We start from the raw sequence: 13,487 nt of genomic DNA, 5'->3' as shown, positions 1-13,487 counted from the left end.
GGCGGCAGTGCCCGGACAGGAAAACTAACGCACTCAGGTGAACCCTTTAGTGTGCGTGTTCTTTTGAATGTCCCCCCATGGAGTGGCCGTCCATTTCAGGCTCATCACCCACCTGAATCTCAACCTGCTCAGTAAGCCCCCCCTGGAATTCAAGAGTGATCGGGAAATGGCTTCCAGCAACCAGTGGTTCATCCATATCCATCAGCATGACATGATAGCCACCGGGTGCGAACTTAACCGTCTGGCCCGGTTCAATTTCCAGCCCCCCTTTCAGCTTTTCCATTCGCATGTTGCCGTCCACTTTCTGAGTCTCATGGATGCTGGCTTTGTCAGTCACCGGTGTCGTAACGCCTTCCAACACTACTGCCTCATCTGACGTATTGGTCAGCGTCAGATAAGCGGCGCCATGCACCGGCTTGACCGGCGGTGTTGCACGCGCCCATGGATGACTGACCTCGACCACAGCGCCGTGATCATGTGCAAATGCAACGTTGCTGCCCAACACGCCAACTACCAGCGCAGCCCATGCGAATTTTTTTATGGTCACTACTGTTCTCCTTATCGCCTCAATCTGTAAAGAGGCAAGGTCGCATCAAACAAACATCAACCGAAATGAAAAAAGGCCATTTTATTGCCATCAGTATCGCGCACGTAGGCACCGTAGAACTGATCGGGAATACGCTGTCCCGGCTCGCCATCGCACGTCGCCCCCAACGAAATCGCCTTGGCGTACAGACCGTCAACCGCCTCTTTGGAACCCGGACTAATAGCAAACATGTTGCCGTTACCCTGGTTACACGACTCATCATTGTAAGGCGTGCACACCGCTAGCATCGGCGCTTTCATGCTGGTGCCAATAAACGCGATTCGCCCCATATCCAAAAGTACTTTCGCGCCAACATCCTGCAGCAGTTCACTGTAGAACGCCTTGGCCTTCGACATATCACTGACACCAATCGTCACGTAACCAATCATCCGTTGCCTCCTGTTGGGTGTGCGCCCATACTGACGCTGCTTTTTGCCTTTACAACAATGGATCAGGCTCCCGTGTTGCGCAACAACTTCTATCGCCTCGCGATATTCGAGTGAGTTGGCGATACCCGGGTAGGTAAAACTACTGATCCATTCCAAACCCTGTTACGGATAATTATTACCGGCAATTGAATCACCGCTATTGATACCAACCTTCCGTGCTCGTCCTCTTATAAACGGCTTTAGCGGGATATTGTGTTGTATAGCAGGCTATTCTTTCCGCTATAATCTGGCGCTTATCCGCATTCACGTGACAAAAAATTCAGGATTTCTTCATGCGCACAGCATCACGCTTTGTCGTTGTCATTGTTTTTCTGGCTGTCGTTCTCGGCGGCATCTTTGGCTACAAGTTTTATCAGTTCGGCCAAATGAAGGAAAAGTTCTCACAGCCTCAGCCGCCCGCGGTTATTGAAGCAACCACTGCCCAGAGTGTTCAGTGGCAACCATCACTGAAAGCCGTTGGCAGCATCGAAGCCGTAAACGGCATCCAGATTGCCAACGAAGTCCCGGGGGTGATCAAAGACATCCTGTTCGAATCCGGTGACAAGGTTAAAAAAGGTGACGTGCTACTGCGACTGGACAGCCAGACTGATGAGGCCGCATTAACCACACGCCGCGCAGAAGAAAGACAGGCCAGCCGCGAGTTCAAACGACTCGAGGATCTGTTGCCCCGCAAGGCCGTATCCCAGTCTCAGTACGATGAAGCCGAAGCGAATCTCGAAGCCGCACGCGCACGCTCAATTGAAGCTCAGGCTCAGTTGAACAAGAAAGAGCTGAAAGCGCCTTTCGCCGGCACCCTCGGCATTCGTCTGGTAGACCAGGGTGAATACCTGGCAACCGGTACGCCGATCGTTGAAATCAACATGCTCGATCCAATCTACGCCGACTACACCATCTCTGAGAAAGAACTCGCCAACGTCACGGTTGGTAATCAGGTCGATGTCACAGTTGCCGCCATTCCGGATCAGACCTTCTCCGGTAAAATCAGCGCCATCAACAGTTCGGTCAATGCTGAAACCCGCACTGTGCGTATCCGCGCCACGCTGAAAAATCCGGAGCAAAAACTGCAACCAGGTATGTTTGCCACCATTCAGACGCTGCGTCCCAAAATGCGGGATATCGTTGCCATTCCTAACACTGCTATCTCTTTCAATACATACGGCGATTTTGTTTACGTCATCAAGGAAAACGACGAAGGCGCGCTGATAACTGAACGTCGCAGTATTGAAACCGGCGGCACCCGTGACGGCATGGTCGAGGTCACCAAAAATCTCGAAGCCGGCGAGCGTGTCGTCGCGACCGGCCTGCTCCGCCTGAGAGCGGGTCAGACGGTAGAAATCGAGAAAAAAGGCGCAGACGCCGGAGACTCCGCCGATAGTGGCAAGCCCGCCTCCGAAGCCAGTGAGGAGGGCGCCAACTAATGCGCTTCACCGATATTTTCGTAAACCGTCCGGTCCTGGCGACGGTTGTCAGCTTGCTGATACTGCTTTTGGGTGTGCGCGCCGCCATGGAATTGGAAGTGCGCGAATACCCGCTGCTGGAAAGCACAACCGTCACCGTGACAACCGCCTACCCGGGCGCAAGTTCGGAGCTTATCAAGGGGTTTATCACCACTCCCTTACAGCAGGCCATTGCTGAAGCCAGCGGTATCGACTACCTGAGCTCCACCAGCTCACAAGGCGTGTCGACCATTCAGGCCAAGATGGAGCTGAACTACGACGCCAACGCCGCGTTGGCCGAAATTCAGGCCAAGGTTGCAAGTCAGCGCAACGTGCTGCCGGCCGAAGCGCAGGATCCGGTCATTTCGTCAGAAACCGGTGATAGCACTGCGTTGATGTACATCGCGTTCTACAGCGAAACCATGCCGGTACCTCAGATTACGGACTACCTCACGCGGGTGGTTCAGCCTAAATTGCAGGCGCTGCCCGGAGTAGGTAAGGCCGAATTGCTGGGGCGCACGTTTGCCCTGCGTGTCTGGCTGGACCCTGAGCGCCTGGCAGCGGTGGACATGACGGCCCCGGATGTCATCCAGTTTCTGTTGCAGAACAACTACCAGGCCGCTGTCGGCAACACCAAAGGCGATCTGGTACAGATCAGCCTGACCAGTGACACCGATATCGGCAGCCTGGACCAGTTCCGGGAACTGGTGATCAAGGAATCCAAGGGGTCACTGATCCGCCTGAAAGACATCGCGCGAGTGGAGCTGGGGTCCGAGAGCTATGAAAATCTGGCGCTGTACAAAGGCCAGCCCTCAACCTATGTCGCTATCGAACTGTCGCCCGGCGCCAACCCCCTGACTGTCGCAGAGCTGGTCAAAGGCGAACTGCCCGATATCAAGGCCCAACTGCCGGAAGAACTCAAAGTCGAACTGCCCTACGACTCCTCGGAGTTTATTGAAGACTCCATCAAGGAGGTCATCAAGACGCTGTTCGAAGCCATCGTCATCGTTCTGGTGGTGGTGTTCCTGTGTCTTGGATCGCTGCGTGCTGCAATCATTCCATCGGTCGCGGTCCCGCTATCGATCGTCGGTGGTGCTTTCGTCATGCTTGCACTGGGCTACTCCCTGAACCTGCTGACACTGTTATCGCTGGTACTGGCCATCGGGCTGGTGGTCGACGATGCCATCATTATTGTCGAGAACGTTCACCGTCATATCGAGGAAGGCGCATCGAGATTCGACGCAGCGCTAAACGGCGCTCGGGAGATGGCAACGCCCATTATCGCGATGACCACTACACTGGTCGCCGTTTATGCCCCGATAGGGTTTATGGGCGGACTCGTCGGCTCGCTGTTTACCGAGTTTGCCTTCACGCTCGCCGGTACCGTCGTTATCTCGGGCATTGTCGCTCTGACGCTGTCTCCCATGCTGGCAGGTAAGGTGCTGAAGCCGCACGGCAACCCGACCCGATTTGAAACCAAGGTTGAGAACACCTTCACTGCGCTTTCAAACGGATACAAGTCGATGCTGACATCATCGCTGCAGACAATTTCGGTGATCGTCTTCTTCGCTGCCATCGTGCTGGCATCGATTTACTTCATGGTCGCGATGAGCCAGAACGAACTCGCACCAAACGAAGATCAGGGCATTCTGCTTTTCCAGGGAACCGCTCCCCAGACCGCAACCCTGGAATACCTGCAGAAATACGGCGCCGAAATGCAGGACAGTTTCGAGCAGCTACCTGGCTACGACGAGACGTTCATGCTGCTGGGCATCACCAGTCCCAACGCGGCCTTTGGTGGCTTCAAAATGAAGCCCTGGAGCGAGCGGGACGTGTCCCAGTTTGAAGTGCAGCCGATCCTGCAGCAGGAAATGTCTAAAATCACCGGTCTGCAAACAGCGGTGTTCCCGATTCCGTCGTTGCCCGGCTCCAGCGGTGGTCTGCCGTTCCAGTTTGTCATCACCACTGGCAATGACTACGAGCAATTGAACAGCGTCGCCGATGAGCTGATGGGCAAAGCCATGCAGAGCGGCCAGTTCATGTTCCTGCAGAAGTCGATCGAGTTTGACCGCCCCATCACCACCATCAAAGTCGATCGCGACCGTGTGGCTGATCTGGGGCTGTCGATGAGCGATGTCGGTCAGGCAATGTCCAGCATGCTGGGTGGTGGCTATATCAACCGCTTCAACATGGAAGGCCGCTCCTATCAGGTGATTCCTCAGGTTGAGCGTGCAGCCCGTGCCGACGTTGACAAACTGAACGACTATTACGTACGCGCTGACTCTGGCGAACTGGTGCCACTGAGCAGTGTGGTGAGCTTCGAGAAGGGCGTTGAGCCGTCCCAGCGGACCCAGTTCAACCAGCAAAACTCGTTGACGCTACAAGGCATCGCAACGCCGGGCGTATCCGCAGGCGATGCGATCAATTTCATGACCAAGACTGCCGACGAGATTTTTCCGCAAGGCTTCACCTATGACTTCACTGGCGATTCCCGTCAGTTCGTCAATCAGGGTAGCGCGCTGGCCGTGACGTTCTTCCTGTCGCTGCTGGTCATCTACCTGGTGCTAGCGGCTCAGTTCGAAAGCTGGCGTGATCCGCTGATCATTCTGATCTCGGTTCCCATGTCCGTCGCCGGAGCCATGGCGTTCATCGTGCTTGGATTCACCACAATGAACATCTACTCGCAGGTAGGGCTGATTACATTGATCGGGGTCGTCTCTAAGAACGGCATACTGATTGTCGAATTCGCCAATCAACTGCAACACGATAAGGGTTACCGCAAAGCCAAAGCGGTGATTGAAGCCGCCGCGATTCGTCTGCGGCCGATCATCATGACCTCGCTCGCGCTGATCGTGGCGATGGTGCCCCTGTTGATCGCGGTAGGCCCTGGCGCACAGAGCCGCTTCGCAATCGGCCTGACCATCGCGACGGGGCTTGGCATCGGCACCCTGTTTACGCTGTTCGTGTTACCAGCGTTCTACGTGCTGCTGGCGAAGGATCACAATGCTGAAAATGATGAGGCCCAAAAGGCACACGCCTGAGGTAATCAGAAGGTAAAACAAAAGGGCCCCAAGGGGCCCTTTTTTATTGATCAGGATTGGCGTAATAACGAGCGACCTCGGTTTGAGCGTCACTCGCTATCAGGCGATGTAACCACTGTTAACCGCAGGGGGCTCCGACGTGGATTGCAGCGGCCTCCATGCCGGGCACCGCAACCGTGAGCTGGCCACCCGACACAGTGACACAGGCGTTATTACCTGCCACATTCCGATAGCGGCCATCCGGCATCCCGGTGCTAAAGGTACGGTTCAGCGCATTCGATTGCCGGTTGATGATGACAAAGCCCTGACCACCCCGGCCAAACGCAATCTGGTTGTTACCATTGTCCCACCAATGATCGACACCCGTGCCATCCGTGTTATTGCGGAATGCCACCATGTTGGCGATTGAAGACCAACGGTGCTCGCATATCCAGGCACCGCCGCACTGTGCAACGCCGTTCTGGTAAACACTGGATGATGGCGGCCCCTGATCCGCATTATTAAAGGCGTAGCTCGACATGACTTTGGGATAACCATAGGGCCAGGCCAGCATAAAGACGTTAGCCAGGTTATAAAGCGAGCCATCCTTGAATGTCAGTACATTGGCGCCACCGGCACCGTGGCCGCGCTGGTTGTCGTGGTTGTCGGTAAACACGACCGCGGACCCGCCGCCCAGAAACCCCCAGCTTTCGCCAAAGTTGTTCAGGTAGCTCAACTGCTGGTTCTTGAAAACATTGCCGATCGAGGCGCTGTAACGAAATTCTGTCACCGCTGCAGTACCGGTATACTCGTTCGCGCTGACCGCCTCGCCTCCGAGATCAATCACTTCCTGGAACACATAGGGCGAGCCGTTCACACGACTCAGAATACCGCTGATATCACCTGGCGCGATATGTTTGGCCGCATCAATCCGGAAGCCTTTAACACCGAGATTAATCAACTGATTGAGGTATCCGGCGACGGTGGACTGGACGTAGTTGTCAGCCGTGTTGAGATCCGGCAATCCAACCAGGCGACAGTTGCGCACACGCCCGGCGTTACCTCCGTAATCGCCACTGTTGATATCACATGCCGAGTGAAAATCCGGCCCGCTATATTGAGGATAGGACAGACTACCACTGCTATATGACGACCCTGCACTCCCGGTACCGCTGCCGTTGGCCATGTGGTTGACCACCGCATCGGCGTAGACATCGACACCCACTGCGTTACATCGGGATACCATGTTGGCGAAATCAGCGGCATTGCCGCCGCGACTTTGTAGTTGGTAACTGACAGGTTGATAGCGAGTCCACCACGCATTTCCCTGAATATGCTCCTGGGGTGGCGATACCTGCACCGCGCTGAAGCCTTTGGGGCCGAGGAAGTTTTCGCACTCCTGTGCGACATCATTCCACTTCCACTCAAACAGCTGAACAAAGGCGCCTGCGTGAGATTGCGCAGCACCCCCGGTCAGCATCAGTCCGACTGCTGAGCATTGCAGTACATGCTTCATTTTTTTCATGTTTGCGCTCCAAATGTTGTATTTGTTTTCAGAGCATCCGATTAGCTGGGAACTGCGTCATCCAAACCCGGATGTCCACAGATTGACAGTGCGCCGGGTCAGACTCGACCAGAACATCCGGATATCAGAAAAATGGGGCGTAGAGAGAGGGATGAGCAGCAAAACAAGACAGGATAAAACAGGCGGGCAAGCCGACAGCATGGGTTTTCACACCCATGCTGTCGATTCGGTTTCAGTCTTTAAGCTTGTTCAGATTGAGTGTTGAAAGCGTGCGACTGCGCACCTCATTCAGCAATGCTTCATTTTCGACAAGTGACTGACCGTAGGACGGAATCAGTTCACGCATCCGCTCCTGCCATTCAGGTGTCTTGATGCGGTCCGAGAAGCAACGCTCAATCACATCAATCATCGCCTTAACAGCGGTCGAGGCGCCAGGAGAAGCCCCCAGAAGCGCCGCCAGCGAGCCATCTTTGGCCGCGACGATCTCGGTGCCGAACTCGAGCTTGCCCCGACCCTCTGCCGATTTCTTGATGATCTGCACGCGCTGACCGGCATCCTGCAGACGCCAGTTCTTCTCCTGGGCATCCGGGAAGAAGTTACGCAATGACGCCACCCGCTCGGAGTGCGACTGGAAGGCCTCCTTGATCAGATAGCGGGTCAGATCCATATTGACGCGCCCGACCTGCATCATAGGCAGAAGGTTCCCGCCTTTTACAGATGAGAACAGATCAAACACAGAACCCTGCTTGAGGAATTTGGTCGTGAAACCCGCAAAAGGCCCAAACAGCAAGGCCGGCTCACCGTTGATGATGCGGGTATCCAGGTGCGGCACAGACATCGGAGGCGCGCCAATCGGCGCCTTGCCATAGACTTTGGAGTAATGGCGCTTGATCACGTCAGGGTTTTTGCACACCAGCCACTGACCGCTCACCGGGAAACCGCCGTACCCTTTGCTCTCGGCTATATCGGACTTCTGCAGCAGTGGCAACGCGCCGCCGCCCGCGCCAAGGAATACGAAACCGGCTTCAAGTTTCTTGGTAACACCGGTCTGCTCATCACGCACCCGTACCTTCCAGCGGCCATTTTCCCGCTGCGCCAGGGAGCGAACCGAATGCCCGAGCATGAGTTCGAAGTTGGGCTGATTAGCCAAATGGTCGATCATGCTGCGGGTCAGCGAGCCGAAATCGACATCCGAACCATGCTTGATGCGGGTCGCTGCGACCGCCTGCATCGGATCACGATGACTGACAATCAGCGGCATCCATTCTTTTAGTGTTTCAGGAGACTCGGTAAATTCCATCTCCCGGAACAGGTGGTGCTTGCTCAGCATTTCGTGCCGCTTGCGCAGGAAGGCCACATCTTTTTCGCCCCAGACGAAGCTCTGGTGCGGCGTTGCATTGATGAACTTGCCGGGCTCCGGCAAAATTTTGTTTTCAACGAGATGGGACCAGAACTGCAGAGACAGTTCAAACGCCGCATTGATGTTCAGCGCGCGATCAATCTCAATGCCACCATCCGGGGTCTCGGGCGTGTAATTTAGCTCGCAGTAGCCGGCGTGGCCGGTACCTGCATTGTTCCATCCGTCAGTGCTCTCATGGGCGACGTGATCAAGACGCTCCACCATGATGATGTCCAGGGACGGATCAAGCTGCTTGAGCATCATGCCGAGGGTGGCGCTCATGACGCCACCACCGACCAGCACGACATCTGCCTGTCTTGCAGTCATTAGCCTGTTACCTTCAGTTCAGTATTCGAAAGGGGTTCAGAATTATCGGAATCCGATTATCCGTTTTTTCGATGCAATTTGAAATTGCCGATCTTACGTAAAGTCGCGATTTGCATGATCAAGGCAATGATCCCGGTGGCGCGGCACAAGCCGTCGGAGTAAACTTCGGCGCTCAATTTTGCCTTGCTGTCAGCGCCGGCAGCTTTCCACCAACGGTTCACCTCATATGGTCTGGTTAGATAGTGTTCTGGTCAGCTTTGCTGTCCTTGCCCTGCTGGGTGTCATTTTTGAAGAAGTCACCCACGTCAACAAAGCAAAAGTGACACTGTTTTTCGGAACACTCTCCTGGTTACTCCTGTTTATAGCCTCAGACTCGGAAACACAAACCCGGACCATATCCGCCGGCCTCTCTGAAAGCATCGCCGAAATCGCTGGTCTCTGGCTCTTTCTTGTCGCCGCAATGACCTTCGTTGCCTACCTGAACAAGAAAGGCATGATTGAAAACCTGATCTATCTGATCATGCCCAAACGCATCAAGGAAAAGTATCTCCTGTTGCTAACGGGGGCATTCTGCTTCGTATTTTCTTCCCTGGCCGACAACATCACCGCCACGCTGGTCTCCTGTGCGCTAATCCTGTCGCTGAAGCTCGATAAAAAGAAGCAAATCCGCTTCATTACCCTGGTGGTCTTTGCGGTGAACTCAGGCGGGGTAGCGCTCATCACCGGTGACGTTACCACGTTGATGATCTTCCTCGCCCACAAGGTCGAAATCCTGACTCTGCTGGCGCTGTCGATTCCGGCCGCCTGCGGCGTTCTGCTGCTGGCACTGCTGCTTTCACGCGGCATGCACGGCGAAGTACAACTGGTGCACGCCCGCAATGAAGTGCGGCGCGTAGACGTCATCATCAGTGTGCTGTTTCTGACCACGATTATCATGACCATCGTGTCCAACGTGCTGTTCAGCGTGCCGCCGGTACTGATGTTCCTCTTCGGGCTTTCGGTCATGTTCCTGGTATCCCGGTTCTTCAGTTCAGATTCGGAACTGGACCCGATTATGGAATATGTCCGAACGATCGAATTCGAAACCCTGCTTTTCTTCCTGGGCATCCTGCTTTTGGTGGGCATGCTGAAGGAAATTCACGCCCTTGGCAGCTTCGTCGCTGTCTATGACGTGCTGCCACCGCTGGTCGCCAATTATCTTATGGGCATCTTCTCGGCCGTGATCGACAACGTCCCGCTTACCGCTGCGTTGCTCAAAGCAGGTATCACCATGTCGCCTGGCGAATGGATGGGGCTGACCTACGCCGTGGGCGTTGGCGGCTCGCTGCTGGTCATCGGTTCAGCCGCAGGTATCGTGGCGATGAGCAAAATAGACGGCCTCACCTTCGGCAGCTACCTGCGCTACAGCTTCTTTCTGCTGATTGCCTACACGCTGGGCTATGCCGGTGTGTACGTGGTTGGGAACTTCATCTGAGGTTCTGGTTTCTGCAGACTCAAACCCGATCAGCATCACACAGGTTGATCGGGAGCGTTCAGGTTTCGGGGGTTGAAAAAAGCGGAGAGGAGACTCACGAGTACGTTAAAAAGCGTCATCCCTGACGCGGTGTGAACATCCTTGCTCTGATCTGGCGAAACACCACAATGCAGTTTTGTATTGCCACAACAAATGCACTGCCCATAGCTTGTCACGCCAGCATGACAAACACGTGACAGACATTCGCCATTGCACCCGCCCTCGCTATTTCCTCCAGCCGGCTCCATACGCTAGGCTTTCCGTTCCATTTACCAGGGCGGATATGTGATGAAACTGATGATACTCGGTGCCACCGGCGCAGTCGGACACCAGGTGCTGACCCAAGCGGTCGCCAGCGGGCGCTATTCGTCTATTGTGGCGCCAACGCGCCGACCACTGAAGCAAAACGACCTGCCTGAGACGACGCTCAACCCGGTGACTGATTTCTCGCTACCGCTGCCCGATGCCGATTGGTGGTCGGTTGATGCAGTCGTGTGCTGTCTCGGCACGACACTCAAACAAGCGGGCAGCAAACAGGCCTTTTACGCCATTGACCATGATCTGGTGATCGCCTGCGCCAACAAGGCGCTGGAGTCAGGCGCCCATGCCTTCGCATTGAATTCGTCACTCGGCGCCAATGCGAATAGCCGCAGCTTTTACCTGAGCACCAAAGGCGAAGCCGAGCAGCACTTGCAGGCACTGGGTTTCAGTCGGTTGACGCTGGTTCGGCCATCACTGATTGAGGCCGAGCGGACCGAATCGAGGATTGGCGAACAAGCCGGGCTGATCGCCAGTCGATTGTTCAAGCCGCTGATCCCCAAGCGATACAGATCCGTTCCGGCCAGCGATATTGCGGCCACCCTGCTCGACTCGCTCTCGGGCCCGGATGGCTGCAACATCATTGAATCGGAAAGCATTCAATCTGCTTAGGCTTTCGCAGAAGACACAAAAAAGCCCGGCGGACCGGGCTTTTTTCGTACATCTTGGGCACCTTCACGCGCCTGCCTGAAACACCATCGCGATGGAGTTGAGGCAATAGCGCTGCCCGCTGGGCGGCGGACCATCCGGAAACACGTGGCCCAGGTGACTGTCGCAGCGCGGACAGCGGATTTCGGTCCGGGTCATCCCCATACTGGTGTCTTCGATATAGCGGATATGATCCGGATCATAAGGCGCGAAAAAACTGGGCCAACCAGTGCCCGACTCAAACTTGTGCTGCGAACTGAACAGCGGTAAATCGCAAAGACGGCACATGTAGGCGCCATCCTGATTGTTATCCAGCAAAGTCCCGCAAAAGGGATGCTCGGTACCGTGATCAAGCAGCACACGCCGCTCATCGGCTGTCAGCCCTGCGGCCCGCTTTTCGATTTCTGCCGCCGTCAGAGGCGTCAGGTCATAACCGGATTCAGACTGCGTCATTATTCACCTCGTTTAGGCCAGATCATCCCTGAATGATGGCTTCAATTGATCCCCGTAGCTATTGCGCAGCTTTTCAAGCTTCGGCGCTGCGACCGCCATGATGTACGGCTGGTGGGGATTCCGTTCTGCAAAGTTCTGATGGTATTCCTCAGCAGGATAGAAGGCATCCAGCGGCTCTACAGTGGTGGCCAGCGTATCACTGTATACACCGGACGCATCGATTTGCCGAATATACGCCTCTACCATGTCTTTCTGCTGTGGTGTTTCGTAAAACACAGCAGAGCGATACTGGGTACCCCGGTCATTGCCCTGTCGGTTCAGCTGTGTGGGATCGTGGGCAACGGAAAAGAAAATCCGCAACAGTTCACCATAACTGGTTCGCGCAGGGTCGTAGCGCACCTCGATCACTTCTGCATGACCTGTCTGACCACTGCACACGCTGTCATAATTGGCCGTTTCGGCAGCGCCACCGGCGTAGCCGGAAACCACGGAGGTGACACCATCCACCGCCTGATACACGGCTTCAACGCACCAGAAGCAGCCGCCACCCAAGACTGCACGCTGCTCGCCTGCGCCTTCCGGCAGGTCCAGACTCATTTCGGGCATGGGGAATCGGCTTCTGGCGACATTCATTCCGGGTATATCACAGGCTCTGGTCATGACTCCTCCTCTATCGCAATCAGGCATCAATGCTCATTCTGTCCCCTATTGTCCTGTATTACCAATCTGACAGGTCATCAGATCACCGGTTCCCCACATTTACTGATGAGAACGGAGAGACCATACTGATGTATTTCGCTTGACCAGAGGAGTATCTGATGACGCATCCCGCCTCCGACATGCGGCATGATGATGACCTTCTCGACTACCGTCTATCACTCCGGCTTGGCGCCACCCATGCACGTCAGCGTTTGGGGATCGAACGGGAGTATGAAGGCGCCATGATTGGTCCTGATGGCCACTTCGTCTACTTCGAAAAGTGGTACTCCTTTCACCGCCTGGTCGAAACCTGCCTGCGCCTGTCCGGCATGCTGAATCGGGCCCGCCAGAATGCCCGCAGGATCAATACTATTGACCGGCGTATCGTCTTGCCCAACCTGCCGGAAGATTTTGAAGGCTTCCGCATTCTGCAGCTCACCGACCTGCATGTGGACATGGACCAGCAGGCGCTCGATGCGCTGATCCGACACGTCAGCGAAATGGATTACGATCTGTGCGTGCTGACCGGGGATTACCGAAAGCTGACCTGGGGGCCGATCGATGCCTGCCTACAGGGCATGCGGGAGCTACGCCCCGCGCTCAAAGGTACACCGCTTGCGGTGCTGGGCAATCATGACAGCATTCGAATGCTGCCCGGGCTGGAAGACATGGGGTACCAATTGCTGGTGAATGAGAATATCGCTATTGACCGAGGTGCATCCCGGCTATACATCGCCGGTGTCGACGATGCGCACTTCTACAAGGTCGATAACCTGCAACAAGCGGCTGACGGAATACCCGCCGGCGCCGTCACAGTCCTATTGAGTCACACGCCTGAAATTTTCCGCCAGGCGGCCCATGCAGGCTACGACGTTTTCCTGTGTGGCCACACCCACGGCGGCCAGATCTGCCTGCCGGGCGGCATTCCTGTATTGCTCGATGCCGACTGCCCGCGCTTCGTCGGTAAGGGAGCCTGGCAACATGCCGGCATGCAGGGATACACCTCATGCGGATCCGGCACCTCTGTCGTCCAGGCGCGCCTGAATTGCCCGCCGGAAGTGACGCTGCATACGTTGACTCGCGGCCCTCAATAACACCGCCATTACGAGTGAAA

The 13,487-nt window shown here is 55.5% G+C and carries 11 protein-coding genes; 5 read left to right on the top strand and 6 right to left on the bottom strand.

Annotation, left to right across the window (positions count from 1 at the left end):
- Window positions 1-46: 46 nt before the first annotated feature.
- Entirely contained in the window at window positions 47-547 is a 501-nt protein-coding gene (locus tag ACUN9X_RS05710; protein ID WP_260038828.1) for a copper chaperone PCu(A)C, read from the bottom strand.
- A gap of 56 nt (window positions 548-603) precedes the next feature.
- Entirely contained in the window at window positions 604-975 is a 372-nt protein-coding gene (locus ACUN9X_RS05705; protein WP_260038827.1) for a VOC family protein, read from the bottom strand.
- 332 nt (window positions 976-1,307) lie between these two features.
- Between ACUN9X_RS05705 and ACUN9X_RS05700 the strand changes: the two genes are divergently transcribed.
- The gene (locus ACUN9X_RS05700) at window positions 1,308-2,453 is read left to right on the top strand and encodes an efflux RND transporter periplasmic adaptor subunit (RefSeq protein ID WP_445472449.1); all 1,146 of its coding nucleotides are present in this window, start codon (window positions 1,308-1,310) and stop codon (window positions 2,451-2,453) included.
- Window positions 2,453-5,512: an efflux RND transporter permease subunit gene (locus ACUN9X_RS05695; RefSeq protein ID WP_445472448.1), complete on the top strand. Its 3,060-nt coding sequence runs from the start codon at window positions 2,453-2,455 to the stop codon at window positions 5,510-5,512. The genes ACUN9X_RS05700 and ACUN9X_RS05695 overlap by 1 nt, the downstream gene beginning before the upstream one ends.
- 118 nt (window positions 5,513-5,630) lie before the next feature.
- On the opposite strand, the gene ACUN9X_RS05690 is transcribed toward ACUN9X_RS05695, so the two are convergent.
- Both ACUN9X_RS05690 and mqo read right to left on the bottom strand, forming a co-directional pair.
- Window positions 5,631-7,016, bottom strand: a complete 1,386-nt coding sequence (locus ACUN9X_RS05690) for an alpha-amylase (protein WP_260038821.1) — start codon at window positions 7,014-7,016, stop codon at window positions 5,631-5,633.
- 232 nt (window positions 7,017-7,248) lie between these two features.
- A complete protein-coding gene (mqo, locus tag ACUN9X_RS05685; protein ID WP_260038819.1) occupies window positions 7,249-8,742 on the bottom strand; it encodes a malate dehydrogenase (quinone) in 1,494 nt (497 codons plus the stop codon).
- 226 nt (window positions 8,743-8,968) lie between these two features.
- Here mqo and nhaD point away from each other — a divergent pair, with 226 nt between their 5' ends.
- Window positions 8,969-10,216, top strand: a complete 1,248-nt coding sequence (nhaD, locus tag ACUN9X_RS05680; RefSeq protein ID WP_445472447.1) for a sodium:proton antiporter NhaD — start codon at window positions 8,969-8,971, stop codon at window positions 10,214-10,216.
- A 327-nt stretch (window positions 10,217-10,543) separates the two neighbouring features.
- Complete coding sequence (locus ACUN9X_RS05675; protein ID WP_260038815.1) at window positions 10,544-11,185, top strand: NAD(P)H-binding protein; 642 nt, start codon at window positions 10,544-10,546, stop codon at window positions 11,183-11,185.
- A 63-nt stretch (window positions 11,186-11,248) separates the two neighbouring features.
- On the opposite strand, the gene msrB is transcribed toward ACUN9X_RS05675, so the two are convergent.
- Together msrB and msrA are read right to left on the bottom strand one after the other, a co-directional pair.
- Complete coding sequence (msrB, locus tag ACUN9X_RS05670) at window positions 11,249-11,674, bottom strand: peptide-methionine (R)-S-oxide reductase MsrB (protein ID WP_260038814.1); 426 nt, start codon at window positions 11,672-11,674, stop codon at window positions 11,249-11,251.
- Between the two features lie 12 nt (window positions 11,675-11,686).
- Window positions 11,687-12,334, bottom strand: a complete 648-nt coding sequence (gene msrA / locus ACUN9X_RS05665) for a peptide-methionine (S)-S-oxide reductase MsrA (protein ID WP_445472446.1) — start codon at window positions 12,332-12,334, stop codon at window positions 11,687-11,689.
- A 158-nt stretch (window positions 12,335-12,492) separates the two neighbouring features.
- Between msrA and ACUN9X_RS05660 the strand changes: the two genes are divergently transcribed.
- Window positions 12,493-13,467, top strand: a complete 975-nt coding sequence (locus ACUN9X_RS05660; RefSeq protein WP_260038812.1) for a metallophosphoesterase — start codon at window positions 12,493-12,495, stop codon at window positions 13,465-13,467.
- Window positions 13,468-13,487: the final 20 nt, after the last annotated feature.

The sequence above is a fragment of the Marinobacter sp. V032 genome, assembly GCF_052645435.1.
The sequence above is the reverse complement of the archived record's forward strand: the minus strand, read 5'-3'. Positions and strand labels throughout refer to the sequence as shown.

Bases quoted from the DNA above. Each gene is read 5' to 3' on its own strand.
- ACUN9X_RS05705 (WP_260038827.1), bottom strand. From the start codon at position 975: ATGATTGGTTACGTGACGATTGGTGTCAGTGATATGTCGAAGGCCAAG.
- ACUN9X_RS05700 (WP_445472449.1), top strand. From the start codon at position 1,308: ATGCGCACAGCATCACGCTTTGTCGTTGTCATTGTTTTTCTGGCTGTC.
- ACUN9X_RS05695 (WP_445472448.1), top strand. From the start codon at position 2,453: ATGCGCTTCACCGATATTTTCGTAAACCGTCCGGTCCTGGCGACGGTT.
- ACUN9X_RS05690 (WP_260038821.1), bottom strand. From the start codon at position 7,016: ATGAAAAAAATGAAGCATGTACTGCAATGCTCAGCAGTCGGACTGATG.
- mqo (WP_260038819.1), bottom strand. From the start codon at position 8,742: ATGACTGCAAGACAGGCAGATGTCGTGCTGGTCGGTGGTGGCGTCATG.
- nhaD (WP_445472447.1), top strand. From the start codon at position 8,969: ATGGTCTGGTTAGATAGTGTTCTGGTCAGCTTTGCTGTCCTTGCCCTG.
- ACUN9X_RS05675 (WP_260038815.1), top strand. From the start codon at position 10,544: ATGAAACTGATGATACTCGGTGCCACCGGCGCAGTCGGACACCAGGTG.
- msrB (WP_260038814.1), bottom strand. From the start codon at position 11,674: ATGACGCAGTCTGAATCCGGTTATGACCTGACGCCTCTGACGGCGGCA.
- msrA (WP_445472446.1), bottom strand. From the start codon at position 12,334: ATGACCAGAGCCTGTGATATACCCGGAATGAATGTCGCCAGAAGCCGA.
- ACUN9X_RS05660 (WP_260038812.1), top strand. From the start codon at position 12,493: ATGACGCATCCCGCCTCCGACATGCGGCATGATGATGACCTTCTCGAC.